The 25,463-nt window shown below is 69.3% G+C and carries 23 protein-coding genes; 14 read left to right on the top strand and 9 right to left on the bottom strand.

Annotated elements, in window-relative coordinates:
• The 5 genes from GWK61_RS34065 to GWK61_RS34045 all read left to right on the top strand — a co-directional run.
• On the top strand, positions 1 to 477 hold a 477-nt coding region (locus GWK61_RS34065; protein ID WP_194915801.1), incomplete at its 5' end, for a peroxiredoxin.
• A gap of 22 nt (positions 478 to 499) precedes the next feature.
• Positions 500 to 997: an NUDIX hydrolase gene (locus GWK61_RS34060; RefSeq protein WP_194915800.1), complete on the top strand. Its 498-nt coding sequence runs from the start codon at positions 500 to 502 to the stop codon at positions 995 to 997.
• A 13-nt stretch (positions 998 to 1,010) separates the two neighbouring features.
• A complete protein-coding gene (locus tag GWK61_RS34055) occupies positions 1,011 to 1,763 on the top strand; it encodes an SIR2 family NAD-dependent protein deacylase (protein WP_194915799.1) in 753 nt (250 codons plus the stop codon).
• A 126-nt stretch (positions 1,764 to 1,889) separates the two neighbouring features.
• On the top strand, positions 1,890 to 2,768 hold the full coding sequence (locus GWK61_RS34050; RefSeq protein ID WP_194915798.1) for a helix-turn-helix domain-containing protein: 879 nt from the start codon (positions 1,890 to 1,892) through the stop codon (positions 2,766 to 2,768).
• 143 nt (positions 2,769 to 2,911) lie between these two features.
• The gene (locus tag GWK61_RS34045; protein ID WP_194915797.1) at positions 2,912 to 4,828 is read left to right on the top strand and encodes a glycoside hydrolase family 35 protein; all 1,917 of its coding nucleotides are present in this window, start codon (positions 2,912 to 2,914) and stop codon (positions 4,826 to 4,828) included.
• A 20-nt stretch (positions 4,829 to 4,848) separates the two neighbouring features.
• Here the strand turns inward: GWK61_RS34045 and GWK61_RS34040 are convergent, their stop codons facing one another.
• Both GWK61_RS34040 and GWK61_RS34035 read right to left on the bottom strand, forming a co-directional pair.
• Positions 4,849 to 5,739 (bottom strand): ABC transporter permease, encoded by an 891-nt coding sequence (locus tag GWK61_RS34040; protein WP_194915796.1) that lies wholly within the window; start codon positions 5,737 to 5,739, stop codon positions 4,849 to 4,851.
• Entirely contained in the window at positions 5,736 to 6,650 is a 915-nt protein-coding gene (locus tag GWK61_RS34035) for an ATP-binding cassette domain-containing protein (protein ID WP_194915795.1), read from the bottom strand. The genes GWK61_RS34040 and GWK61_RS34035 overlap by 4 nt, the downstream gene beginning before the upstream one ends.
• A gap of 134 nt (positions 6,651 to 6,784) precedes the next feature.
• Here GWK61_RS34035 and GWK61_RS34030 point away from each other — a divergent pair, with 134 nt between their 5' ends.
• Together GWK61_RS34030 and GWK61_RS34025 are read left to right on the top strand one after the other, a co-directional pair.
• The gene (locus GWK61_RS34030; RefSeq protein ID WP_194915794.1) at positions 6,785 to 8,128 is read left to right on the top strand and encodes a sensor histidine kinase; all 1,344 of its coding nucleotides are present in this window, start codon (positions 6,785 to 6,787) and stop codon (positions 8,126 to 8,128) included.
• 26 nt (positions 8,129 to 8,154) lie between these two features.
• A complete protein-coding gene (locus tag GWK61_RS34025) occupies positions 8,155 to 8,874 on the top strand; it encodes a response regulator (RefSeq protein ID WP_194915805.1) in 720 nt (239 codons plus the stop codon).
• 217 nt (positions 8,875 to 9,091) lie between these two features.
• Here the strand turns inward: GWK61_RS34025 and GWK61_RS34020 are convergent, their stop codons facing one another.
• From GWK61_RS34020 to dnaE, 5 genes are all read right to left on the bottom strand, one after another.
• Positions 9,092 to 9,661, bottom strand: coding sequence for a hypothetical protein (locus GWK61_RS34020; RefSeq protein ID WP_194915793.1), 570 nt, complete (start codon positions 9,659 to 9,661; stop codon positions 9,092 to 9,094).
• 8 nt (positions 9,662 to 9,669) lie between these two features.
• Positions 9,670 to 12,081: a ricin-type beta-trefoil lectin domain protein gene (locus GWK61_RS34015; protein WP_194915792.1), complete on the bottom strand. Its 2,412-nt coding sequence runs from the start codon at positions 12,079 to 12,081 to the stop codon at positions 9,670 to 9,672.
• A 301-nt stretch (positions 12,082 to 12,382) separates the two neighbouring features.
• Positions 12,383 to 13,216 (bottom strand): inositol monophosphatase family protein, encoded by an 834-nt coding sequence (locus GWK61_RS34010; RefSeq protein WP_323747877.1) that lies wholly within the window; start codon positions 13,214 to 13,216, stop codon positions 12,383 to 12,385.
• A 64-nt stretch (positions 13,217 to 13,280) separates the two neighbouring features.
• The gene (locus GWK61_RS34005; RefSeq protein ID WP_228563395.1) at positions 13,281 to 13,946 is read right to left on the bottom strand and encodes a nitroreductase family protein; all 666 of its coding nucleotides are present in this window, start codon (positions 13,944 to 13,946) and stop codon (positions 13,281 to 13,283) included.
• A 2-nt stretch (positions 13,947 to 13,948) separates the two neighbouring features.
• Entirely contained in the window at positions 13,949 to 17,521 is a 3,573-nt protein-coding gene (gene dnaE / locus GWK61_RS34000) for a DNA polymerase III subunit alpha (RefSeq protein WP_194915791.1), read from the bottom strand.
• A 112-nt stretch (positions 17,522 to 17,633) separates the two neighbouring features.
• Here dnaE and GWK61_RS33995 point away from each other — a divergent pair, with 112 nt between their 5' ends.
• The 5 genes from GWK61_RS33995 (at position 17,634) to GWK61_RS33975 (ending at position 21,353) form a co-directional block, all read left to right on the top strand.
• Complete coding sequence (locus tag GWK61_RS33995; protein ID WP_194915790.1) at positions 17,634 to 17,921, top strand: SCO4848 family membrane protein; 288 nt, start codon at positions 17,634 to 17,636, stop codon at positions 17,919 to 17,921.
• The gene (locus tag GWK61_RS33990) at positions 17,918 to 19,090 is read left to right on the top strand and encodes a winged helix DNA-binding domain-containing protein (RefSeq protein WP_323747876.1); all 1,173 of its coding nucleotides are present in this window, start codon (positions 17,918 to 17,920) and stop codon (positions 19,088 to 19,090) included. Before GWK61_RS33995 ends, GWK61_RS33990 begins: the two co-directional genes overlap by 4 nt.
• Positions 19,091 to 19,219: 129 nt before the next feature.
• Entirely contained in the window at positions 19,220 to 19,537 is a 318-nt protein-coding gene (locus tag GWK61_RS33985) for an ArsR/SmtB family transcription factor (protein WP_194915789.1), read from the top strand.
• Entirely contained in the window at positions 19,534 to 20,043 is a 510-nt protein-coding gene (locus GWK61_RS33980) for an SRPBCC domain-containing protein (RefSeq protein WP_194915788.1), read from the top strand. Before GWK61_RS33985 ends, GWK61_RS33980 begins: the two co-directional genes overlap by 4 nt.
• 134 nt (positions 20,044 to 20,177) lie before the next feature.
• On the top strand, positions 20,178 to 21,353 hold the full coding sequence (locus GWK61_RS33975) for an NHL repeat-containing protein (RefSeq protein ID WP_228563394.1): 1,176 nt from the start codon (positions 20,178 to 20,180) through the stop codon (positions 21,351 to 21,353).
• A gap of 12 nt (positions 21,354 to 21,365) precedes the next feature.
• On the opposite strand, the gene GWK61_RS59980 is transcribed toward GWK61_RS33975, so the two are convergent.
• Entirely contained in the window at positions 21,366 to 22,160 is a 795-nt protein-coding gene (locus GWK61_RS59980; protein WP_194915787.1) for a GNAT family N-acetyltransferase, read from the bottom strand.
• Positions 22,161 to 22,627: 467 nt separating this feature from the next.
• Between GWK61_RS59980 and GWK61_RS57205 the strand changes: the two genes are divergently transcribed.
• The gene (locus GWK61_RS57205) at positions 22,628 to 24,202 is read left to right on the top strand and encodes a phospholipase D-like domain-containing protein (RefSeq protein ID WP_228563393.1); all 1,575 of its coding nucleotides are present in this window, start codon (positions 22,628 to 22,630) and stop codon (positions 24,200 to 24,202) included.
• Between the two features lie 2 nt (positions 24,203 to 24,204).
• Positions 24,205 to 24,408 (top strand): hypothetical protein, encoded by a 204-nt coding sequence (locus GWK61_RS33960; RefSeq protein WP_194915806.1) that lies wholly within the window; start codon positions 24,205 to 24,207, stop codon positions 24,406 to 24,408.
• Between the two features lie 103 nt (positions 24,409 to 24,511).
• Here the strand turns inward: GWK61_RS33960 and GWK61_RS33955 are convergent, their stop codons facing one another.
• Positions 24,512 to 25,345, bottom strand: a complete 834-nt coding sequence (locus tag GWK61_RS33955; protein WP_194915786.1) for an NAD(P)H-binding protein — start codon at positions 25,343 to 25,345, stop codon at positions 24,512 to 24,514.
• Positions 25,346 to 25,463 lie beyond the last annotated feature (118 nt).

Genomic DNA, 25,463 nt, shown 5'->3' with positions numbered 1-25,463 from the left:
CCCGAGCTCGGCGCTCCCGCCCCCGACTTCACCCTGCCGGGCATCGTCCTGTCCGGCCCCGACGACACCGGAGTCGAGCGGCGCGACTTCGCCTTGTCCGGGCACCGCGGCAAGCCGATCGTGCTGGCCTTCTACCCCGGCGACGACACTCCGGTGTGCACCAAGCAGATGTGCGCGTACAACAACGAGCTGGAGAAGTTCACCGGCATCGGCGCCGAGGTCTGGGGCATCAGCCCGCAGGATCTGGAGAGCCATGAGAAGTTCGCGCAGCGGCACGGGCTCCACCAGCCGCTGCTCGCGGACCCCGAGAAGACCGTGATCCGGCAGTACGGCGTGGCGCTGAAAGGCTTGGGCCTGAAGCGATCCGTGTTCCTCGTCGACGCCGAGGGCGTGCTGCGCTGGAAGCACGTCGCGACCTTCGGCTTGATGTTCCAGTCCGTCGACACCTTGACCCAACAGATCGCCGCACTCGCCTGAGGCGGCAACTACCCTGAGGGATATGCCGCTGCCCGAAGGCCCTTACGCTCGCCACACCGCCCGCGTCCTGTTGATGAACAAGGAGGACCGTCTGCTGCTGTTCAAGTACCAGGAGAGCAGGCGGTCCCACGTCTGGCTGACCCCGGGCGGCGGCATCGACGACGGCGAGGCGGTGAACGCCGCGGCGGTCCGGGAACTGCGCGAGGAGACCGGTGTGGTCGTGACGACCGAGCAGCTCGGGGGCCTGGTCGCGGCGACCGGCGGCTACGCCGACTTCGGGTGGAAGAAGGGCGACTTCCGCGAGGACTACTTCTTCCACCGTGTGGATTCGCTCGACATCGACACCAGCGGCTTCACCAGTTGGGAACGCAAGACCATCTCCGAGTACCGCTGGTGGTCGGTCGCGGACCTGGAGGCCACCGACGAGCGGATCGTCCCCTGGGGCCTGGCGCCGCTGCTGGCCTCGATCCTGCGCGACGGATCACCGGAAAACCTCGTCGAGCTCCCGTGGCATCACTGACTACGCTTTCGCCATGACCACCGACTGGCGCAGCCGCAAGGGCCCGATCGGAATGCTCACCGGCGCGGGCATCAGCACCGACTCCGGCATCCCGGACTTCCGGGGCCCCACGGGCGTGTGGACCAAGGACCCGATCGCCGAGCTGCTGTCGACGTACCAGAACTACGTCGCCAACCCCGAGCTGCGCGAGCGCTCGTGGCTGGCGCGGCGGGACAACCCGGCGCGGCACGCGGAACCGAACGCGGCGCACAAGGCGCTCGCGGAACTGGAGCACTCGGGGCGGTCCGTGCGGATCATCACGCAGAACATCGACCGGCTGCACCAGAAGGGCGGGTCGTCGCCGCGCAAGGTGATCGAGATCCACGGGAACATGGCCGACGTGGTCTGCATCCGGTGCACGTACCACACCACGATGGACGCGACGCTGGAGCGGGTCGCGGCCGGCGAGGCGGATCCGCCGTGCCCGGTCTGCGGCGACATCCTGAAGGCCGCGACCATCATGTTCGGCCAGAACCTGGACCCGGCGACGCTGTGGCAGGCCGAGCAGGCGGCCGAGGCCTCGGAGATCTTCCTGGCGATCGGCACCTCGCTGCGCGTCGAGCCGGCCGCGTCGATGTGCGAGGTGGCCGTGGCGCACGGCGCGGACCTGGTGATCGTCAACAACGAGGAGACCCCGTACGACCACCTGGCCACCGAGGTGATCCGGGACCCGATCGGCGAGGCCGTGCCGCGGATCGTCGCCGAGCTGATCGCGGCCGGGAGCTAGCCGGGGAGTTGGCCGCGGGCCGGCCGGGGAGCCGGCCGAGGTGCCGGGAGCCGGCCGGGGACTTGACCGGGGACCTGGGTTGACCGTGGATTGACGCGAGGTTGCGCACCCCGGAGCATATGACGCGTGAACGTGCCCCGGGACGACGAGCCGGCGGCGGCCGGCGAGGAGCCCTGGCAGCCGCCGGTGTCGGAGTACGCGGTCTACATGACGCCGGCCGAGGAGCACCGCCGCCTCGGCCTGGCATTGTACGGCGCCGGCTGGCACACCATCGCCGAGCACGGCATCCGCTGGGACGCCCGGGTCCTGAACTGCTACGCGCTGCACCTGGTGACCCGCGGCTCGGGCTGGATCGAGTGGGGCGACCGGCCGCGCACCCGGCTGCCGATCAAGGCCCCGGCGGCGTTCTGGCTGTTCCCCGGCCTGGTCCACGCCTACCAGCCGGACGTCGGCGGCTGGACCATCACCTGGGCCCTGTTCGACGGCCCGGCGGCGGCCGGCTACGAGAGCCTGGACTTCCTGTCCCGCACCTCGCCGGTGGTCCCCCTCGGCGACGCCCGCCCGGTGCGCGAACTCTTCCGCGAGCTGCTCACCGTGGTCCGCACCACCGGCCCGCACTACGAGGTCTCGGCGGGGATCCTGGTGCACCGCCTGATCACCGCGGTCCGCGACAACGGCCCCGGGCTGCGCGAGTCGCGGGCCGTCCGCGCGCTCACCGAACACGCCACCGACCCGGTCGCACTCCAGGACCACGCCACGCGCCTCGGGCTGACCGTGACCCAGCTGCGCGAAGAAGTACGGCTGGCGACCGGATCGACGCCGAAGGAGTACATCCTGCGCGTCCGGCTGTCCAAGGCGAAGGACCTGCTGGCCGCGACGGACCAGAGCGTGGTGCAGGTGGCGCGGGCCGTCGGGTACGACGATCCGGCGTACTTCACGCGGCTGTTCACACAGCGCGTCGGACTGTCGCCGACGATGTTCCGGCGCGGTTCGCTGTCGGCGTAGGTGGACGAGTCGGCGCTGCTGGTTCCAACAGACCAACCGCACCCGCGCAGCACGCTGGGGCACCTCCCGGCACCGACAAATATCCAAGAACGACTCAGCAAGATCCATGGCCGCCCGCGCCCGGCGGCCCCGATCATCGCTGGGTGGCACACGAGCGCGTACTGACCGTCGAGGGCGGCAGGTTCCTGCGAGGCGGCCGGGAGCACCGGATCGTCTCGGCGGCGATCCACTACTTCCGGATCCATCCGGAGCTGTGGCGGGACCGGCTGGAGCGGGTGCGCGCCATGGGGTGCAACACGGTCGAGTGCTACGTCGCCTGGAACTTCCACCAGCCGGCGCCCGGGCCGGCGCGCTTCGGCGGCTGGCAGGACGTCGCCGGGTTCATCCGGCTGGCCGGTGAGCTCGGGCTGGACGTGATCGCGCGTCCGGGTCCTTATATCTGCGCCGAGTGGGACTTCGGCGGGCTGCCGGCCTGGCTGCTGGCCGACGAGAACATGCGGCTGCGCACCGCCGATCCGGCCTACCTGGCGGCCGTGGACCAGTGGTTCGACGAGCTGATCCCGGTGCTGGCCGAATTGCAGGCGACGCGCGGCGGGCCGGTCGTGGCGGTGCAGATCGAGAACGAGTACGGCAGCTTCGGCGACGACCCGGACTACCTCGGCCACCTTCGCAAGGGCCTGATCGAGCGCGGCGTGGACACGTTGCTGTTCACCTCCGACGGCCCGCAGGACCTGATGCTGGCCGGCGGCACGGTGCCGGACGTGCTGGCCACCGTGAACTTCGGTTCGCAGGCCACTGACGGCATCGCGAGCCTGCGCCGCCTCCGGCCCGACGACCCGGCGGTGTGCATGGAGTTCTGGAACGGCTGGTTCGACCACTTCGGCGAACCGCACCACACCCGCACTCCGGAGGACGCCGCACGCACGCTGGACGAGATCCTCACGGCGGGCGCCTCAGTCAACTTCTACATGGGTCACGGCGGCACCAACTTCGGGTTCTGGGCCGGCGCCAACCACTCCGGCGTGCTCGCCGGGGATCCGGGATATCAGCCCACGATCACCAGCTACGACTACGACGCGCCGATCGGCGAGGCCGGCCGGCTGACGCCGAAGTTCCACCTGTTCCGCGAGGTGATCGCGCGGCACGTCGGGCTGGATCAGGTTGGGCTGTCGGCGGCCGGTTCGTCGGCGGCCGGTCTGTCGGAGGCTGGTCCGTCGCAGGCCGGGCTGCCCGCCCCCGCGCCCCGCATGAGGCCGCAAACCGTTACCGCGCCCCGGATCGCGGCGCTACGCGACCGGCTGGACGTTCTGGCGACGGACCCGGTGCACCGCCCGACGCCAGAGTCGATCGAGAAGCTGGGCCACAGCTTCGGCCTGGTCCACTACCGCCGCCGCATCGAAGGCCCCGCGCGGACCCACACGCTGCGGATCGAAGGCGTCCGCGACCTCGCGCAGGTCTTCGCGGACGGAAAGCTGCTCGGGATGTTGGAGCGTGACAAGCCCGAGCAGACGCTGGATCTCCAGATCCCGGGCGGGGGCCTGGATCTGGAGATCCTCGTCGAGCCCTTCGGGCGGGTCAACTACGGCCCGCACCTGGCCGATCGCAAGGGTCTGACAGGTGGCGTGCGGCTGGACCACCAGTTCCAGTTCGGCTGGGAGCACCGGGTGCTGCCGCTGGACGACCTGTCGGGGCTGACGACGGAGGACCATCAGCATTCTGCGACCGCGGGACCGGCATTCCACCGCGCCACGGTCACCGTGACCGAGCCGGCCGACGGCTTCCTCGCCGTCCCCTCCACGGCGCGGAGCCTGGTCTGGCTCAACGGATTCCTGCTCGGCCGGCTGTGGGACCGGGGCCCTCAGGTCACGCTCTACGCCCCGGCACCGCTGTGGCGCTCCGGCGAGAACGAAGTCATCGTGCTGGCGCTGGAACCGGCGGCCGATGCCCAGACCCTGAACAAAGCCCAGACCCTGAACAAAACCCAGAGCCTGGACATAGAGCTGCGCGACGAGCCCGACCTCGGCCCGCTCGCGCCGCCCTACACCCACGCGGACTACTGATCGGCGGTCGGTCCCGCCGCTCAGGCGTCCCGCTTCTTCACCACCACCAGCGACACCACCACCGAGATCACGACCCACCCCGCGTACACCAGCCACGCGTGCAGATCGCTCGCCGGCCACTTGCCCAGCGACTGGTTCGGGTCCTTGTGCCAGAACGTCAGCGTGTCCTCGGCGTTGCCGGGGAACAGGTGGCTGACCTCCTTGACCCAGCGGTACTTGTCGCCGCCGAAGAAGGCCGGCAGCAGGAACAGGGAGGCGACCACGGCCACGATCGAGGCCGTCGCGTTGCGGATCAGGGCGCCGAACAGCATGCCGATCAGCGCGCAGACCGGGACCACCAAGGTGTAGGCCGCGATGGCGATCTGGGCGTTGTGGTCGGTGATCGACGCGCCCACGTGCCGGCTGGCGACCATCGCCTGGCCGCCGAGGAACGAGACCATCGCGACGATGAAGGCCAGGACCGTGGTGATGGTGCACAGCACGGTGATCTTCGCCGCGACCACGCCCCCGCGCTTCGGGACCGCGGCGAAGGTGGTGCGGACCTGCCCGGTCGAGAACTCGCCGAACATCGTCAGCGCGCCGATCGCCGCGCCGCCGAGCATCATCAGCTGCACCGCGATGCGCGACAGGGAGCGGAAGATCGGGTCGTAGTAGAAGTGCCAGTGGTAGCCGTTCGGCATCACGCCGTCGGGATGGGCCAGATCCTGGTCCAGGTACTGCAGATCGGAGCGGACCCCGTTCAGATTGATGAAGATGGTCGCGGCCGCCGCCAGCAGCAACACCAGCCAGGTGGAGCGGAGCGAGGCGACCTTGATCCACTCCATCCGGCACAGGTCGCGGAATCGCGGATTCGGTTCGCTGGGGAGCCGCGCGGAAACAGGGGTCTGCGACGTGGCGGTCAAGGTGCTCATCGGGGTTCTCCTGCGGCGTATTCGACGGAGTCGGCGGTCAGTTCCATGAACGCCTTCTCCAGCGAGGCGTTCTGTGTGGCCAGCTCGGCCAGCATGATGTTGTTCCGCCAGGCCAGCTCGCCGATCCGGGCGGAGGTCAGGCCCGAGACGGTCAGGCCCTCGGCCCCGGCGGCGGCCTGGACGTCGGCGCCCTCGGCGGTGAGGATCACGGCCAGCGCGGCGGCTTCGGGCGCCTGCACCAGGACAGTGGCCTGCGAGCCGCGGCGGGAGAAGTCGGTCAGCGTCTCGTCCGCGATCAGCGCGCCGCGGCCGATGACGACCAGGCGCTGCGCGGTGTGCTCCATCTCGGACATCAGGTGGCTGGAGACGAACACCGTCCGGCCCTCCTTGGCCAGCCGCTGGAACATCTCGCGCACCCAGCGCACGCCCTCGGGGTCCAGGCCGTTCAGCGGCTCGTCGAACAGCAGCACCGGCGGGTCGCCGAGCAGCGCGCCGGCGATGCCCAGGCGCTGCTTCATGCCCAGCGAGTAGCCGCCGATCCGCTTGCGGCCGGCCTCGGCCAGCCCGACCTCCTCCAGCACCTCGCCGACCCGGCGCAGCGGGATGCGGTTGCTGACGGCCAGCGATCTCAGATGGGCCACGGCGGAGCGCCCGCCGTGGATGTCCTGCGCGTCCAGCAGCGCGCCGACGTGCCGCAGGCCGCGCGGCCGGTCGGCGAAGCGGCGGCCGTCGATGGTGACCGTGCCGGAGGTCGGCGCGTTCAGCCCGAGGATCATGCGCAGGGTCGTCGACTTGCCGGAGCCGTTGGGGCCCAGGAAGCCGGTCACCGTCCCGGATCGGACGGTCACGGTCAGGTGGTCCACGGCCGTCTTGCCGCCGTAGCGCTTGGTGAGGTCAGTCAGCTCGATCACGGGGATCACCCTGCCGGGGCGGCGCGTAGTCGGGCATCGGCCGGCGAGCGGCAATGACGAGGGCGGACTGTGGCCCGGGGGTGTAAGCCCCCGAGCCGATGCGGCCACCCCGGCGGCTGTCTACGATCTTGGGCATGGAGAAGACGCGGCGCGGCCAGTGGCTGACGGACAGCCTGTTGGTGGTCGTCTACCTCGTGCTGATCGCGTTGTCTGCGCCGCACCTGCAGGAGTATCACACGGCAACACCTCTTTCGGGGGGTTTGTACAGCTACCAGTTGAAGCAGTGGATCGTGCCGCCGGGCGGGACGCTGATCAGCTCCGGCTACCACGCCGACGCTTGGCAGGAAGAACTCCCGGGCCTGTTGACGGTCGTCCTGCTACCGATGTTCCGTCGCCGGCCCCTGGTGTTCGCCACTGTCACGAGCCTCGCCCAGGTGTACGTCGCCACCACATACGCCCCCGGCATCACCTGTTACGTGACGCTCGTCGCGATCGACGCATGCCTGGTGGCCATCGCGCTGAACTGGCCCCGCCGCACGTCGATCAAGGCCGCGGTCCTCATCATGGCCGGCGGCATCACGGCCATCGCCGCCTTTCCCCCCGGCGCCTCGGACCTGATGCCGACACACGTGGTCGTCATCACCTTGATGACCATGGTCGCCTGGCTCCTCGGCAGCTCGACGCGGGAGCGCCGGACCGGCGTCGCCCGGCACCGCGCCGACGCCGCAACCCAGGCCGTGGCGAACGAGCGGCTGCGGATCGCCCGCGAACTGCACGACATGATCGCGCACAGCATCGGCATCATCGCCATCCAGGCCGGTATGGGGAACCGGGTCATCGGCACGCAGCCGGCCGAGGCGCAGAAGGCGCTACGCGCGATCGAGGACACCAGCCGGGACACCCTGTCGCAGCTGCGGCGGACGCTCACCGCGCTGCGGCAGAGCGAGAACTCCGAGACCCCGACCGATCCCGCGCCGGGCCTGGCCGATCTGGACAAGCTGGTGGCCTCGACGAAGCACGCCGGGGTGCTGGCGATCGTCGAGCAGATCGGGATGCCGCGGCCGCTGCCCGGCGAGATCGACCTGGCGGCGTACCGGATCGTCCAGGAGTCGGTGACGAACGTGGTGCGGCACTCCGGCGCCCGGACGTGCCGGGTCCGGGTGGAGTTCCAGGAGAGCGCGGTGTCGATCACGGTCGCGGACGACGGGCACGGCGTGCTGGGCGCCGGCGGCACCGGCTTCGGCCTGGTCGGGATGCGCGAGCGGGTGAGCCTGGTGCACGGGACGTTCAGCGCCGGGCCCCGGGTCGGCGGCGGGTTCCTGGTGAGTGCCACACTGCCGGTGCCGGGAGGCTTCGAGACGACGTACACCTCCAGCGCCATCGCGCACGACATCGACACCGACACCGACACCGACACCGGTCGCCCCCTCCCCGGCGCCCGACCCGAACCCGACCCGAACCCGGCGGTGACCCCGTGACCCTCGACCAGCCCGGCGACCAGAGCATCGACCAACCCGGCGACCCGACTGCCGACCCGACCGCCGAGCGCGCCCCGATCCGGGTGATCCTGGCCGACGACCAGCCGCTGATCCGCACAGGTCTGCGGGTCCTGATCAACGACGCCCCGGACATCGAGGTCGTCGGCGAGGCCGGCACCGGCGCCGAGGCGGTCCGCCTGGCCGCGGCGCACACCCCGCACGTCGCCGTGATGGACATCCGCATGCCCGAGATGGACGGCATCGAGGCCACCCGCCGCATCACCGAGTCCACCGGCACCACCCGCGTCCTGATGCTCACCACCTTCGACGACGACGAGTACGTCTACCCGGCGCTCCGCGCGGGCGCGAGCGGCTTCCTGGTCAAGGACATGGCCCTGGACTCCATCCTGGACGCGGTCCGCGTCGTGGCCTCCGGCGACGCCCTCATAGCCCCGAGCGTCACCCGCAGGCTGATCGCCGAATTCGCCGTCCGCCCAGAACCCCCCGGCACCACACCGAACCGCGGCGACAAAACCCTCCTGGCCAGCGTGACCGAACGCGAACGCGAAGTCCTGACCCTCGTCGGCCGCGGCCTGTCGAACAGCGAGATCGCCGAGGAACTGTTCATCAGCGCGGCCACCGCCAAGGCACACGTGGCGCGCCTGTTCACGAAGCTGGCCGCGCGCGACCGGGTGCAACTGGTGATCACGGCTTACGAGGCGGGGTTGGTGGCGCCTTCGCGCTGATGGGGCGGCAGGCGGCTGGCGATCGCGGCGACAGGCTGGCGAGCAGCGAGCAATCATGTGCCAGCAGGCAGCTCGCGATCGCTGGCTGCTGGCGATCGTGGCGGCAGTTGGCTAGTGGCTGCGGGTAGCTGGTGGCTCGTGGCTCGTGGCTCGTGGCTCGTGGCTCGTGGCTCGTGGCTCGTGGCTCGTGGCAGGCGATCGCAACACCGAGCCCCACTCAAAGCGCAGCGTCCATCACCTTCGGCATCTGCTGCTCCGCGACCTGCTTGCACACCGTCTTCCACGCGCTGGGCGCCGTCCCCTTCGCCATCGGCACGGTGAGCATCACCTCGGCGTTGTGCTTCACCTGCTCGACCGTGCACGTGCTACCCGCGTAGTCCAGCGAACCGTAGGCGATGTCCGGCGTCAGCGTCGTGAGCTGGTTGTGCCCGAACATGTCCCGCGCCCGCCACTCGCCGTCGTGAACCTGCTTGTCCGGGTACTGATTCGTCGTCAGCGGGTCCATGTTGCTCTTCTGATACAGGTCCACCTCGACGAACGTCGCGCCGTCCGCCGTCAAGCAGCGGATGTTCATGTACGCCGGGTCCAGGCCGTGGAAGGGCTCTTCGTGCGTCACGTTCTGTCCGACGTGGAACGTCGGCTTGCCCTGCACCGCGGCCGCGAGCTTGTCGCACGTCGGCAGGGCCTTGTAGTCGCTCGTCCCGCCGCCGCGCAGGAGCAGTGCCGTCGTCGTCCCGGCGGCGGCCAGGACGACGGCGGCGATGATCCCCCATGTCTTAGCGCTCACTCATCGGATTATGGCAGCGTCCACTGCTGGTTGGCGCCGCCGTTGCAGTCCCAGATCTCCAATTGCGTGAAGTTCGCGGTGTTGGACGCCGGGTCGTCCAGGCACTTGCCGGATCCGACGCCCACCAGCTCGCCGTTCGACTGCGGGACCCACCGCTGGTTCGCGCCGCCGTTGCAGTCCCACAGCTCCACCAGCGTGCCGTTCGCGGTGTTGTTGCCCGTCACGTCCAGACACTTGCCGCTGGCGCCGTTGAGCTGCAGATAACCGTTGGCCCAGAACCAGTTCTGCGCCGCGCTGTTGTTGCAGTCGTACATCTGGACGTGCGTCCCGTTGGCCAACGAACCCGCGTTGTCGTCCAGGCACTTGCCGGCCTCCGCCGACGGAACCGGGCCCAGGTGCACGACCTGCGAGGAGACCGGCGTGATGGAGAAGTTCGAGAACTCGTCCGTCTGGTACCCGGTCACCCCGAGCCCGGCCTGGCCGTTGGTCCAGGTGCCGTCGTTGACACTGCCCACGGCGTTGCCGTCCACCGACGCCGTCAGCGTCGAGCCGTTCAGCTGGAAGGCGACCGTGTGCCACTTGTTCAGGCCGAGCGAGGAGGTCGTCCCGCTCGCCAGCGTCGTGAAGTTCCACGCGGTGTCGCTCTTCACGATCGACCACGCGCCGGAGTCGCTGACCCGCAGGTGGTAGGCGTTCAGACCGTTGTTGTTCGTGCCCTGCAGGTTCGCGCGGCCGATCAGCTCCACGCTGCTGGACTGCTCGAACAGCGCGTCGGTCTTGACCGTGTAGTTCGACCACGTCTGATCGCCGATCAGCGTGTACGGCGCATCGTAGGACTCGCCGGTCCAGCGGATCGGCTGGTACGCCGCCATCTGCCGCAGGCACGACCTGGAGCGGCCGCCGCCGCAGGACGTGGTCGCGAAAGCGCCGTTCATGTCCGAGAAGTAGAGCGGCGAGGTGGTGGTGGCCGGGGTGTTGAAGTTGTTCGTGTACGGCAGCGGCATCGTCGACGCGGCCGGCGGCGAGGTGACGCCCCTGCCCTGGCCGGTCGTGGTGGTGAAGGTGTAGACGTAGCCGGGCTGCAGGGTCACCGTGTAGGACCCGCCGGCCGGCGTGACGTCACCGCTGTGCACGAGCCAGTCGGAGGAGTTGCCGGAGTTCACGTTGGTCTGCCACACGTGCACGGCCCCGGTCGACAGCCCGCCGGCCACGTTCACCGTCATCGTCTGCGCGGCCGTGGCGTCCATGGTCTCCACCACGGTGCTGTAGTCCCGGCCGTTCGACGACTTCAGCGACACGTAGCTGCCGTTGGCCCGGTTCCCGCCGAGGAACCCGCTGCCGGAGTCCAGGTACTGCCAGCCCGGCGCAGTGAACTGCGAGGTCTGCGCCATCACCCAGGTGGTCTTGCCGATGTAGTAGTTCCCGGACCACGGCTGGTTCGCGATCCCCAGGCCCTGGTCGGCGTAGTGCAGGTTCGGGTAGATCGCGGACACCAGCGGCCAGTTGATGTACGCGGTCATCCTGCCGTCGATGTAGTCCCGGTTGAGGGCGCGCGCGACACTCGGGGCGCCGAACGTGGAACTGCCGTCCGTCGACTCCGAGCCGTTCTCACTGGCCCACAACGGTTTGTTGAGGTTCAGCGCGTTCTGCGTGCTGTTGCACGACAGGAAGGCGCTACCGTACCCGCAGGGGTAGTGGACGCCGACGATGTCCACGGCGTTGTTGAAGCTCGAGTCCGAGGTCATGCTGTCGGCGACGTTCCACTGGTCGTCGGCGGCGACCACCTTGGTGGACCCGTGGCCGTGCGCGGCCAGCGCGCTCTTCAGGCTCTCGTACCAGCCGGTGTTGTAGCCCTTCTCGTTCCAGCCGCCGAGGTAGTCGACGGTCAGGTTGTGCTGGGCCGCGCAGCCGAACCAGTCCATTAGGTAGTTGATGGTGTCGGCGGACCAGAAGCCGCCGCTGATCCAGCCCGGGGCGCCCCAGGCCAGACCGTAGATCTTGATGTTCGGGTTCCGGGCCTTGGCCTGCTCCGCGAGCCACCACTCGTAGCCCTGGCCGCAGTCGACGACCCCGCGGCTGTGCTCGTGCGAGGCCTCGGCCCCGTCCGTGGAGTTGGTGTCACCGCCGATCTCGATCTTGAGGATCTGCAGCGAGGCCCCGTATCCGGGCTTGAACAGGTAGTCCAGGATCTCGCCGCGCTGCGGCTCGGGGTAGTCGACCAGCAGGCGGGAGTTGCCCCCGCCGCCGCTGATCGCCCCGACGCCGTCGAAGGTGCGGCCCGAGGAGCCGCCGTTGACGGTGACGGTCGTGGAGGTGGCCGCGTGCGCCGCCGGGGAGGCGACGGCCCAGGCGGTCAGGACGCTGAGGAGGAGGATGAGGACGGCGGCGAGCGCGGTGCGTTGTCTTGCAGCGGGGGACATGAGCACGCTCCAACAAATTCGACTACGAATAAACGTCATCGATCGCAGTCGCACAGGCTAGGCGCAACGTCACCCATCGTCAACATCGCCGACACAATCCGTCGGGAACCCGGCTTGAGGCAGTGTTGACAGAACTCTTACACGTGCTTACTGTCCGTGAGGGTTGCCCGGCAATCCACGCCAGGAGAAAGCTGAGCGTCGGGGCGGGGAACTGGTCCGCCTGCCCCGGCGCTCGAATCACTCGGCAGTCGAATCACCCGGCAGCCGAATCACTCGGCGCTCAGATCACCCGGCGCTCGAATCACCCGGCGGCCGGCCCCGACGCCGTGATCAGGCCCCGGATCCGCTCGGCCGTCCCGGGATCCGCGGACGCGACGAACGGCAGCGCGTTCCCGCCCTCCAGCCGCACCGGCGATCCGTCCAACGCCGCGACGTGCCCGCCGGCCTCGGCGACCAGCAGCAGCCCGGCGGCGTGGTCCCAGCAGTACTCCCAGGTCAGCACCATCGCCGAACGCGAGCCGGCGGCCAGGTCGAGGTACTCGATCCCGCACGCGTCGAAGTACCCGACGTCCAGGCCCGCGTCGCGCATCGCGTCCACGCCGCGGCCGTAGCCGTGCGGCCACCAGACCGGATGGCTGGTCGTGATCGGCAGGGTCGGAGCTGAGGGATCAGCAATCTGCGCGACGTGAGCGGGCTGGCCGTCCACCCACGCGCCGTGCCCGGCCAGCGCCGTGCCGATGCGGCCGAGAACCGGTGCGTAGGACCACGACGCCAGCAACTCACCGCCCGCGGCCAGCGCCACCAACGTGGAGAACCGCGCGGAGCCGGCGATGAAGTTGCGGGTGCCGTCGATCGGGTCGACGATCCACACCGGCGCGCTGCCGGTCAGGGCGTCCAGCACCGAGGCGTCCTCGGAGACCGCCTCCTCCCCCACCACCACCGACCCGGGCAGGAACGCCGTCAGGCGCTCCCGCAACAGGTCCTCGGCCTCCCGGTCGGCGACGGTGACCGGGTCCATCGGGCCCTTCATGGCGACGTCGGAGTCGTTCAGGCTCCGGAAGCGCGGCAGGACCGCTTTCTCGTTGACGGAACGGATGATGTCTTCCACTACTGCCAGTTCCGCGAAGGAAATCACAGATTCACTCTCGCAGAGACTGCCTCAGCCGCGTCAGTGGCGGCGTTGTCAAACAGACGCGCTGTCAAACGGCAGTGTTCTCGGTGGCAGCAGCAGCGCCAGCGGCGTCACCATCCGCGGCGGCCTCCGCACGCCAGCGTCCACGATGCGCGATGTCCTCGACGGCGCGCCGCTTGATGGTCTTGCGCGACGTCTTCTGCCGGGAGTCCCGGTCCTCGTCGGGATGCCCGATCGCGACCGCACCGATCGGCGTGAAATCCGCCGGGATCCCGAACTCGGCGCGCACGTTGTCGTTCGAGCCCGGCGGGATCCCGAAGTACAGCGCCCCGAGCCCCTCCTCGACCACCGCGAGCAGGAGCAGCATCGTCAGCATGCCGGTGTCGATGTGCCAGAACGGAACCGGCCAGCGGGACTCGTCCCGGTCAGTCCAGCCCTTGTCGGGACGTGAGTACCGGTCGATGTAGATCTCCTTGTTGGAACAGGGGATCACGATCATCTGTGCGTTGCGCAGCGGCGTGCCGGCGTACTCGTCCTCCGGGTCCATCGCCTTCCAGAACGCGGCACGGTCCTCGGCGGACTCCAGCACGAGCATCGCATAGCCCTGCGAGAACCCGGCGGACGGAGCCCGGTTCGCCGCGCGCAGCAAGCGCTCGCTCACCTCCGGGGCGATCGGCTCGGTCGTGAACGCCCGGACCATCTTCCGCTTGCGGATCACATCCTGGAATTCCATGCTCACTCCGCCGCTTGCGAGGGATCGGCGCCGAAGCACCCGGCGCCCAGCAGAACCTTGAGATCGGAGCTCAGCGCCGGCGAGTTCGCGACCCGCAGGTTGTCGCCGAGCTGGTAGCGGACGACCTTCTCGTCGTAGCTCTTGAGGTGCATGCGCACCGGGGTGGTGCCCGGGTGCCGGGTGAGGATCCGCTTGAGGCGTTCCACGGTCGCCGGGATCACCCGCGACTCGGACACGTGCAGGACCACCGGCGCACTGCTGCCGGCCCCGGAGATGTCCAGGACGGCGACCTCCATCGCGATCAGCTTCGGCACCTCGTCGCGCTTGTCCAGCCGGCCCTTCACCACGACCACCGCGTCCTCGGCCAGCTGCGTGGAGTACAGCTGGTAGGTCTGCGGGAAGAACATCGTCTCGATGCCGCCTTCAAGGTCCTCCACGGAGGCCGCGGCCCAGGTGTTGCCCTGCTTGGTGACCTTGCGGGCCAGGCCGGTGATCAGGCCGGCGATGGTCACGATCGAGCCGTCGCCGCGGTCGTTCTCCCCGGTCAGCGAGGCGATCGAGCAGTCCGCCTTGGACGCCAGCAGGTTCTCCACGCCGGACAGCGGGTGGTCCGAAACGTACAGGCCCAGCATCTCCCGCTCGAAGCCGAGCAGGACCTTCTTGTCCCACTCGATGTCGGAGAAGGTCATCTCGACGCCGCCGGTGATGGCGTCCTGGCCGCCGTCCAGCAGCGAGCCGAACAGCGAGTCCTGGCCCAGCGCCTCCTGCTTCTTGACATCCACCACCGAGTCGATCGCGCGCTCGTGCTGCTCGATCAGGCCGCGGCGGGAGTGCCCCAGGGAGTCGAAGGCGCCGGCCTTGATCAGCGATTCGATGGTCCTCTTGTTGCAGACCGGGAGGTCCACCTTGGCCAGGAAGTCGTTGAAGGAGGTGAAGCGGCCCTTGGCCTTGCGGGTGGCGATGATCGAGGAGACCACGTTCTCGCCGACGTTGCGGATCGCGCCGAGCCCGAAGCGGATGTCGGTGCCGACCGGGGTGAACTGGTGCAGCGAGTCGTTGACGTCCGGCGGCAGCACCTTGATGCCCATCCGGCGGCACTCGGCCAGGTAGATCGCCGAGCGGTCCTTGTCGGTGGCCGTCGAGGTGAGCAGCGCGGCCATGTACTCGGCCGGGTGGTGGGCCTTCAGGTAAGCGGTCTGATACGCGATGAAGCCGTACGCGACGGAGTGCGACTTGTTGAACGCGTAGTCGGCGAACGGGACCAGGACGTCCCACACCGCCTTGGTGGCCTGGGCCGAGTAGCCGTTGTCGGCCATGCCCTTCTCGAAGCCCACGTACTCCTTGTCGAGGACTTCCTTCTTCTTCTTGCCCATGGCCCGGCGGAGCAGGTCCGCCTGGGCCAGCGAGTAGCCGGCGAGCACCCGCGCGGCGGCCATCACCTGCTCCTGATAGATGATCAGGCCGTAGCTGACGCCGAGGACTTCCTTCAGCGGCTCTTCCAGCTCCGGGTGGATCGGGGTGATCGGCTGCCGGTTGTTCTTGCGCTCGGCGTAGTTGATGTGCGAGTTCGCACCCATGGGCCCGGGCCGGTACAGGGCGATGATGGCCGAGACGTCTTCGAAGTTGTCCGGGCGCATCTGGCGCAGCAGCGAGCGCAGCGGGCCGCCGTCGAGCTGGAACACGCCCAGCGTGTCGCCCTTGCACAGCAGCTCGTAGGTGATCGGGTCGTCGAGCGGGAACTCCAGCGTGTTGAGCTTCTTGCCGGTGGTGGTCTCGACGTTGGTCAGGGCGTCGGTGATGATCGTCAGGTTCCTGAGACCCAGGAAGTCCATCTTGATCAGGCCGATTTCCTCGCAGGTCGGGTAGTCGAACTGCGTGATGATGACGCCGTCGGCGGGGCGCATCATGACCGGCACGTGGTCGGTGATCGTCTCCGGGGAGATGATGACGCCGGCGGCGTGCACCCCGGGCTGGCGGATCAGGCCCTCGACGCCGCGGCCGGTGTCGATGACCTTCTTGACGTCCGCGTCCTGCTCGTACATCCCGCGGATCTCGCCGGCCTCGCCGTAGCGCGGGTGGTTGCTGTCGAAGACGCCGGTCAGCGGCATCGACTTGCCCATCACGTCCGGCGGCATCGCCTTGGTGATGCGGTCGCCCATCGCGAACGGGTAGCCCAGGATCCGGCTGGAGTCCTTGATCGCCGCCTTGGCCTTGATCCGGCCGAAGGTGGCGATCATCGCGACCTTGTCCTCGCCGTACTTCTCGGTGACGTAGCGGATCACGTCCGAGCGGCGGCGGTCGTCGAAGTCGATGTCGATGTCGGGCGGGGTGACGCGGTCGGGGTTCAGGAACCGCTCGAACAGCAGGTCGAACGGGATCGGGTCGACGTCGGTGATGCCCAGCGACCACGCGACCAGCGAGCCTGCGGCCGAACCGCGGCCCGGGCCGACGGCGATGCCGTTGTCCTTGGCCCAGTTGATGAAGTCCGCGACCACGATGAAGTAGGACGGGAAGCCCATCGACAGGATGACGTCGAGCTCGAACTCGAGGCGGCCGTGGTAGGTCTTCTCGTCCGGGACTCCGGCCGGGAAGCGCTTGTTCAGACCGTCGTAGGCGAGCTTGCGGAACCACTGGTCCTCGGTCAGACCGTCCGGCGCCTCCAAGCGCGGCATCAGGTTCCGGTAGGCGAACATCCCCTCCGGGTTCACCTTCTCCGCGATCGCCAGCGTGTTCCGGCAGCCCTCCAGCCAGATCTCGTCGTTGGGCGCGATCGCCCGCATCTCGTCGGCGGACTTCAGGTAGTAGCCGTCGCCGCCGAACCGGAAGCGGTCGGGGTCGGCGATGTTCGAGGCGGTCTGGATGCACAGCAGCGCGTCGTGCGCGGTGGACTCGTGCTGGTAGGTGTAGTGCGAGTCGTTCGTGACCACCGGCGGGATCTTGAGCCTCTTGCCGATCTCCAGCAGGCCCTCGCGGACCCGGGTCTCGATGTCGAGGCCGTGGTCCATCAGCTCCAGGTAGAAGTTCTCCCTGCCGAAGATCTCCTGGTACTGCGCGGCGGCGGCGTAGGCCTCGTCGAACTGCTCCAGGCGCAGCCGGGTCTGGACGAAGCCCGAGGGGCAGCCGGTGGTGGCCATCAGACCGGCGGAGTGCTCCGCCATGAGCTCGGCGTCCATGCGCGGGTACTTGCGGGCGAAGCCCTCGGTGAAGGCCCGCGAGGAGAGCTTGGCGAGGTTCTGCAGACCGGTGACGTCCCGGGCCCAGATCGTGGCGTGGCCGTAGAGGCCACCGCCGGAGACGTCGTCGGATTTCTGGTGCGGCTGGCCCCAGCGGATCGGCTTCTGGTTGTAGCGCGACTCGGGCGCCACATACGCCTCGATGCCGAGGATCGGCTTGATGCCGGCGCCCATCGCCTGCTTGGTGAAGTCGGCCGCGCCGTGCATGTTGCCGTGGTCCGTCATCGCCACCGCGGGCATGCCCAACTCGGTGGCGTGTTTGAACATGTCCTTCAACCGCGCCGCACCGTCGAGCATCGAATACTCGGTGTGAACGTGCAGGTGGACGAAGGAATCGGACACAGGGATCCTCCTGCGGGTGGGGCGGGCGCGGCTCCGGCAGTCTACGAGATTTACTTGATCCAAGGTTCGTCTCGGGGTGGGTTGGAAGCCCGCCGCAGGTAAGGAGTAGGCAATGACACAGCGTCGCGAAGCGACTCATGAACGGGCGGTGGTGGGTGACGGGCGGGCGAGGCTCGGGCGTGTCGCGTCGTGGTTCCTGGTGGCCTTCGGAGCGTGGTCGGTGATCATCTGGCCACGCTTCATGGAGGCGATCTGGGACGACAAGAGGTCCTGGAACAACGGACCCACTTCGTTCTTCCTGGTGCACGCGGCGTTGGTGACGGTGTCGATCGTGGCGGGGGTTTCGATCGGTGTGATCGGGTGGCGCTCGGTGCGCGGGCTGCGCAAGATGAACGCGTGACTTCACACGGGGTGCCCGCAGTAAGCGACGACCAACGCCGCGCCCGCCTGGCCACGCGGCACCTGTTGGCCCCCGGCCTCGCGGCCCCGTCCGCGGAAGCCGTGACCGACGCACTCGTCGCGCTGCACTCCACCGACGCCGCCTCGGTGTACCTGTCGGCGATGGCGCGCCTCCAGACGCCGTCGACCACGGAGGTCGAGCGCGCGCTGTACGACGACCGGACACTGGTGCGGATGCACGGCATGCGCCAGACGCTGTTCGTGTTCCCGACCGAGCTGGCGTCGGTGGTTCAGGCCTCGACGACCCGCGAACTGTGGCTCAAAGAACGCGGCCTGCTGCTGAAGAACGCGGTGGCCGCGGGCCTCGACGAGGCGTGGCTGGAGAAGGTCGAGGCGGCGACGACCGCCGAAGTCCGCCGCCGCGGCTCGGCGACCGGCGCGGAACTGGGCAAGGCCGTGCCGGGCCTGCGGGACCAGGTGCTGTACGGCAAGGGTACGAAGTGGGAGGCCTGGCAACCGGCCTCCGGCCGCGTGCTGCGCGTCCTCGGCTTCGACGGCGCGGTGGTCCGCGGCCGGCCGGTCGGCACCTGGCTGTCGAGCCAGCACCGCTGGGAACCGGGCACCGGCCACGCGGACATCGCGGTCCCGGAGGCCCAGGCGGAGCTGGCGCGCCGCTGGCTGCACGCATTCGGACCGGCGACCGAAGCCGACCTGAAGTGGTGGACCGGCTGGAAGGTCACCGACGCCCGCAAGGCGCTGAAGGCGATCGACGCCACACAGGTGGCCCTGACCGACGGCCCCGGCTGGCTCCTCCCGGACGACCTGACCCCGGTCCCGACCCCAGAACCATGGGCCGCCCTCCTCCCAGCCCTGGACCCGACGACGATGGGCTGGCAGGGCCGCGACTGGTACCTCGCCGAGGAGATCAAAGCGCAGCTCTTCGACCGCGCCGGCAACGCCGGCCCGACGCTGTGGTGGAACGGCGAAGTCGTCGGCGGCTGGATCCAACTCCCCGACCGCACGATCGCCACGAAGCTGCTGCGCGACATCGGCCGCGAGGGTCAGAAGGCGATCGCGGCCGAGACCGAGCGATGGCAGGCGATTCTGGGCGAGATGCGGGTGACGCCACGGTTCCGGACGCCGGTGGAGCGGGAGCTGAGTGGGGGCTGAGGTTTGGCCGCACCGCACTACCGCTAGCACCGCCGGCCACCTTCCGCGACTACCCTCCCCGCGCGACCATCCCCCAGCTCTGCCGCATATTCCTTGACAGGCATATAACCACCGAGGCACACTCGCCCCATGACCGTAGCCACCGCGTTCCAAGCCCTCGGCGAGCCGCGCCGACTGGCCATCGTGGAGCTGCTCCGCGAGGGCGAGAAGTCGGTCGGCGAGTTGTCCGAGCGCCTGGGCGCGAGTCAGCCGGCGGTGTCCAAGCATCTGCGGGCGCTGCGGGAGGCCGGGTTGGTCGAGGTGCGGCCGGATGCGCAGCACCGCTTCTACCGCATACGGCCCGAGCCGCTCGCCGAGGTCGACGACTGGCTGGCGCAGTACCGCTGGCTGTGGACGCGCAGTCTGGACCGCCTGGAAACACATCTGGAAGACCGGAGGAAGACATGAGCGAGGCATCGTTGACGACCGGGGGTGCGCAGGGGGCCGCGATCCGCCTGGAGCGCGTGCTGCCCGATCCCCCAGAGGTCGTGTGGCAGGCGCTGACCGAGCGCGAACAGCTCAAGAAGTGGTTCCCGTGCGACGTGGTCGTCGACGGCGAGCGCTGGGTGCCCGGTGCCGGGATCACGTTCCCGTTCGGGCCCGAGCCGGACGCGTTCACGATCAAGGGCGAGGTCCTCGACGTCCGTGAGCCCGAGTCCCTGTCCTTCACCTGGGGCGAGGAGACACTGCGCTTCACGCTCACCCCGCACGGCACCGGCACCCTGCTCGTCCTGGTCGACGAGCTGCGCCCGGCCGTCGCCGCGCGCAACGCCGCGGGCTGGGAATCGTGCCTGGACCTGCTGGAAACCGGCACGCGCGACAAGAACGCGTGGCAGCCCCTGTTCGAGCACTACACCGCCGTGTTCTCGCCGACGCTCGGCGAGCAGGAGGGCCCGCCGGCCGAGCTGGCGTGAGCCGGCGGGACGGCCCGCACAGACGCCGCCCGCACAGGCATCACCTTTTCGGATCAAGGCACCGAACCCGCCGCCGACCGAATCCGTTTCCTGCTGGAAGCAGTACCACTCGAACCTGCCCAGGAGGAACATCCATGTCTGATATCCGCACGCCCTCCCCCGCGCGGCCCCTCCTACGGACCCCGCGGACCCGGCGGCTGGCCACCGCGGCCGTGGCCGCGACCTGTCTCGCCCTCGCCGCCGCGCAGTCCGGCGCCACCGCGACCGCCGCGGCCCGCTCGCCCTTCGTCGGCCCGCTGCACACCGTCTCCACCATCGCCTCCACGGTCCCGGCCAACGGCGACGTCAACCCCTACGGCGTCGCCGTCGTCCCGCGCAGCGTCGGACGTCTGCACGGCGGGGACGTCCTGGTCAGCAACTTCAACGCGGCCTCCAACCTGCAGGGCACGGGCACCACGATCGTCCAGGTCGCCCCGGACGGCGCGGTGTCGCAGTTCGCCGCGATCGACCCCGCGCACCTGCCCGGCAAGTGCCCCGGCGGCGTCGGCCTGACCACGGCCCTGTCGGTCCTGCGCAACGGCTGGGTGATCGTCGGCAGCCTGCCGACCGCGGACGGCACCTCCGCGACCGCGCAGTCCGGCTGCCTGCTCGTCCTCGACAGCCGCGGCCGGGTCCAGGAGACGATCACCGGCCACGGCCTCAACGGCCCCTGGGACATGACCGCCCTGGACTTCGGCGACGTCACCGAACTGTTCGTCACCAACGTCCTGAACGGCACCCTGGCCGCGAACGGCGCGACGGTCCACCACGGCACCGTCGTCAGGCTCCTGATCAGCTCGGGCCCCGACTACCCGCCCACGGTCCTGGACTCGCGCGTCATCGCCTCCGGCTTCGGCGAGCGCACGGACCCGGCCGCCCTGGTGGTCGGTCCGACCGGCGTCGGCCTGGACCGGCAGGGCACGCTGTTCGTCGCCGACTCCGTCGGCAACCGCGTGGCGGCGATCCCGAACGCGCCCTGGCGCGGGACGGACGCCGGAGCCGGCCGCACCGTCACCGCCGACAACGGGCTCAACACCCCGCTGGGCCTTGCCGTGGCGCCGAACGGCGACGTGCTGACCGTCAACGCCGGCGACGGCAACCTGGTGGAGACCACCCGCGACGGTGTCCAGGTGGCCGAGCGGACGCTGGACGCCAACGGATCGCCGGCCGGCGCCGGAAACCTGTTCGGGCTGGCGGTGGCGCCCGACCGGCGGTCGCTGTACTTCGTCGACGACTCCTCGAACACGCTGAACCGCTTGTCCGCACCCTGACCGGCGAACGAGTCACGCCTTGACGCGCGGATCGATCCGCCGTGTGAGCGTGTAGCGAACCGGAACGAAACCGTGGCCGCGCCAGAAGGCATCACTCACCAGGTTCGCCGACGTCCATCCCGCACACAGTCGGCGAAACCCCCGGGTCGCGGCCCAATCCGCCGCGCCTGACAGCAAAGCAGTGCCCAGGGCCCGGCCCCGCACGGCGGCGGTCACGACGGCGATGCCGATCGTGGCCGCCGCCGGGATGTGTCCGTCCGGGTCGACGACCATCAGCCCCGCGACGCGCGCTTCGTGCTCGGCCAGCAGAACAAGCCGATTCTCGTCTGCGATGCCCGCGCTCAGGTCGCCCCGTAACGCCTTCATGTCGACCACCGCCGGCCGCAACATCGGCGCCTCGGCGTGGAACTGCTGCAACTCCCACGTGAGGTCGACGATCCGGGCGAGATCCCCGGGAACGGCCGCACGCAACACGACGTCCCCCGCCGCGTGCACCCGCTGCGCCCGCGCATCGTCGGGAGGCGTCATCGAACGCAGACCCTTAATCTGGTCGAAGCCGAAACTCAGCTCCACAAAGGCGTTCACGACCTCCGGACGATCGACGGCGACCGCCACGGTGTGCTCGAAGCAGCCGATCTCCACCAGCTGCTCCGACAGCGCCCGGTACATGTGCCGGTACGTCATCCGCGCGTCGTCGCCGCACGCGGCGTGCTGGTGCAGCCGGACCTTCGCCACGAAAGAGCCCGGGGAGCCGCCGACGGTCGCCGCCAGGAAGCCGAGCAGCGCGCCGTCGTCACCGATCGCCACCACCGCAGGGCCTTTGCCAGTCCAGGTAATGGGAGCATCTAAAGGTGCGCTTTTAGCCGCGTGAACCGTCGCCAACAATTGCGCGGCGGGCTCCTCAAATCGCTGCACGAAATCGACTATGTCCATCATTGTCGGCACCCCCCTGCATTCGCCACCCGCGACCGGATCGCACCGACTCTAGCCGAGCGCACCATCCTCTTGAGTCGATCATCGATGGTCGGGCATTCTGGAAGGCTTGCCAGGCGCCGAGACAGACCGGCGCCCATATCGCCGTGCGCGCATTTAAACCGCGCACTCCTGCGACAGGCCTTGTTCATCTAAAAGTTCTGTCAAGTACCCTATGCGCCTTAAGTGCTGATCTGTACTTTCCCTTGTGGGTTCAGCCCTGTTAGGGGCCCTGCCCGGCCCTCACAGCCTCATCGCCCTCGCCCACAAACCATCCGCCACCTCTCTTCAGGAGAACCGGAATGCTCAGATCTGCCATCCGCCGTTTCGGGCTCGGCGTGGTCGCCACCGCGACCGCCGCGTCCGGCGCGATGCTGGCGCCGGCCGCCCACGCCGCCGGCACCTACAGCCTGTTGATCCTGCCCGACCAGGGCGAGAACGCGATCTACAGCTTTATCAACAGCGCCACCAAGACCATCGACGTCACGATGTACGAGCTGCGCGACACCACCATCACCACGGCGCTGGTGAACAAGCAGAAGGCGGGCGTCCAGGTCCGGGTGATCCTGGACGGCAAGCAGACCTCGGTGAACAGCGCGGCCTACAGCACCCTGCAGGCCGGCGGCGTACCGGTCGTCTACAGCTCCTCGGTGTTCACCTACACGCACCAGAAGACGATCACCGTCGACGGCGCGACGTCCTGGATCAGCACCGGCAACCTGGACAGCACCTACTACGCGACCTCGCGCGACTACTCGGTCTTCGACACCGACCAGAACGACGTCGCGGCCGTGGAGCAGGTCTTCGGTGCCGACTTCACCGACACTTCGATCACCCCGAACGACGGCGACAACCTGGTCTGGTCGCCGACCGACTCGCAGACCCACCTGCTCGCGCTGATCAACGGCGCCACCAGGACGCTGGACGTGCAGGAGGAGGAGTTCGGCGACCCGGCGCTGGTCAGCGCGATCGTGGCGGCGGCGCAGCGCGGCGTGACGGTGCGCTGCGTGCTCGAGAACACCGGCGGCAAGTACAACAGCCAGATCAGCCAGGTCGAGGCGGCCGGCGTGAAGGTCACGCAGTACACCTCGCAGACCGGTTTCTACGTGCACGCCAAGGCGATCGTCGCCGACTACGGCACGTCGAGCGCGAAGGTGTTCCAGGGCTCTGAGAACTTCTCGGACAACTCGCTGAACCACAACCGCGAGCTCGGCCTGATCATCTCCGACTCCGGCGTGCTGACCGGCATCGAGAACACCTTCACCGCCGACTTCAACCAGACGCCGAGCGGTGGCGGCGGCAGCACCTCGACCGTGACGGTCAGCAACCCGGACAACCAGACCGGCACCGTCGGGACTGCGGCCTCCGTGCAGGTCTCGGCCGCCGACTCGGCCGCGGGCCAGACCCTGACCTACGCGGCCAGCGGCCTGCCCGCCGGCCTGGCGATCAACAGCTCGACCGGCGCCGTCTCCGGCACCCCGACCACCGCGGGCACCAGCTCGGTGACCGTCACCGCCACCGACGGCACCGGCGCCTCCGGCAGCACCACATTCAGCTGGAGCATCAGCGCGGCCGGCGGGACCGGCGGCGGCTGCGCCGGCGCCGGCGCCGGCCAGCTGCTGGGCGACCCCGGGTTCGAGGACGGGACCGGCGACACCGCGTGGACTACTTCGTCCGGCGACATCATCAACAACGACACCGCTGACGAGCCGGCGCACTCCGGTTCGTGGGACGGGTGGCTGGGCGGCAACGTCAGCACCACCGACACGCTGTCGCAGTCTGTGCGATTCCGAGCGGCTGCTCGACGTACACGTTCAGCTTCTGGCTGCACACCGACACCACGGAGACCAGCAAGACGAAGGCTTACGACAAGCTGACCGTGCAGGTGCTGGACGGCTCGGGCAACGCGCTGGGGACGCTGAAGACGTTCACGAACCTGAACGCCAACAGCGGTTTCGCGCAGCAGAGCATGTCGCTGGCGCAGTACGCGGGCAAGACCGTGACGCTGGAGTTCACCGGGACCAACGACTACGAGGACCCGACCTCGTGGGTGATCGACGACACCGCGTTGACGGTCAGCTGACGCTGGACGTTGGTTGAAGGCTGTTTGAAGGGCGCTTGAAGACCGCTCCCGGTCGCCGTTCGCGGCGGTCGGGAGCGGCCTTTTCAGTGCCCTGATGTACTACCTAAAAGGCGTCGGCGTGCTCCTCGACCCAGCTGCGGAAATCGCGCGCCTTGTGTCCGGTGAGGGTCTCGACGTCCGGGCTCACGGCGTGCGGGTGTTCCAGCGACCGCTCCCAGAACTTCAGGATGTCGGCCAGGATCGGGGCCGGGACGAAGGCTCCCATCTGCCGGCGCACCTGCTCCACGTCGATCTCGACGTAGCGGATCGGCCGGCCCAGCACCTCGCCGAGGATCCGGGCCTGGTCGGCGTGCGTCAGGAGCTCCGGGCCGGTGATCCGGTAGGCCTTGCCGTCGTGGCCCTCGGTGGTCAGGGCGGCCACGGCGGCGTCGGCGATGTCGGCCTCGTGGACGACGGGAGCGGCGGCCTCGGCGTAGGCGCCGCGGATCTCGTCGCCGTTCTTGGTCTGGTAGCCCCAGGGCAGGCTGTTGACGGCGAAGGTGTCCGCGCGCAGGAAGGTCCAGCGCAGGCCGGAGGCGCGCAGCAGGTGCTCGATCTCGAAGTGCCGGGTGGCGATCGGGCCGTCCTGGACGTCCAGGTCGTCGTCCACGGCTCCGGACGACAGCAGCACCACGTGCCGCACTCCGGCGGCCTCGGCCGCGGCGACGAAGTCGGCGCCGAGGCCCGGCGCCGGGAACAGGTAGACCGACTCGACGCCCTCCAGGGCCGGGCCGAGGGACGCCGCGTCGCTCAGGTCCCCCTCGACGGCCTGCACTCCGAACGGCCACTCGGTCTGCGAGGGCCGGCGGCTCAGGGCCTGCACGTCGTGGCCTTCGGCGGCCAGCCGCTCCACGACGATCCGGCCGACGTTCCCGGTGGCACCCGTAATCAGGATCATGAGGTCTCCAGCCCTAGCTGCTTGAACGGTGTCCTTCCTGTCTCTTATACACAACTGACGCTGCCGACGACCGCATAAGTGTAGATCTCGGCGGTCGCCGTGGCCGTATCGTGAAAAG

Source organism: Catenulispora rubra (genome assembly GCF_015356825.1).
Lineage (GTDB): Bacteria > Actinomycetota > Actinomycetes > Streptomycetales > Catenulisporaceae > Catenulispora > Catenulispora rubra.
This window is presented reverse-complemented; position numbering and strand designations above follow the sequence as displayed.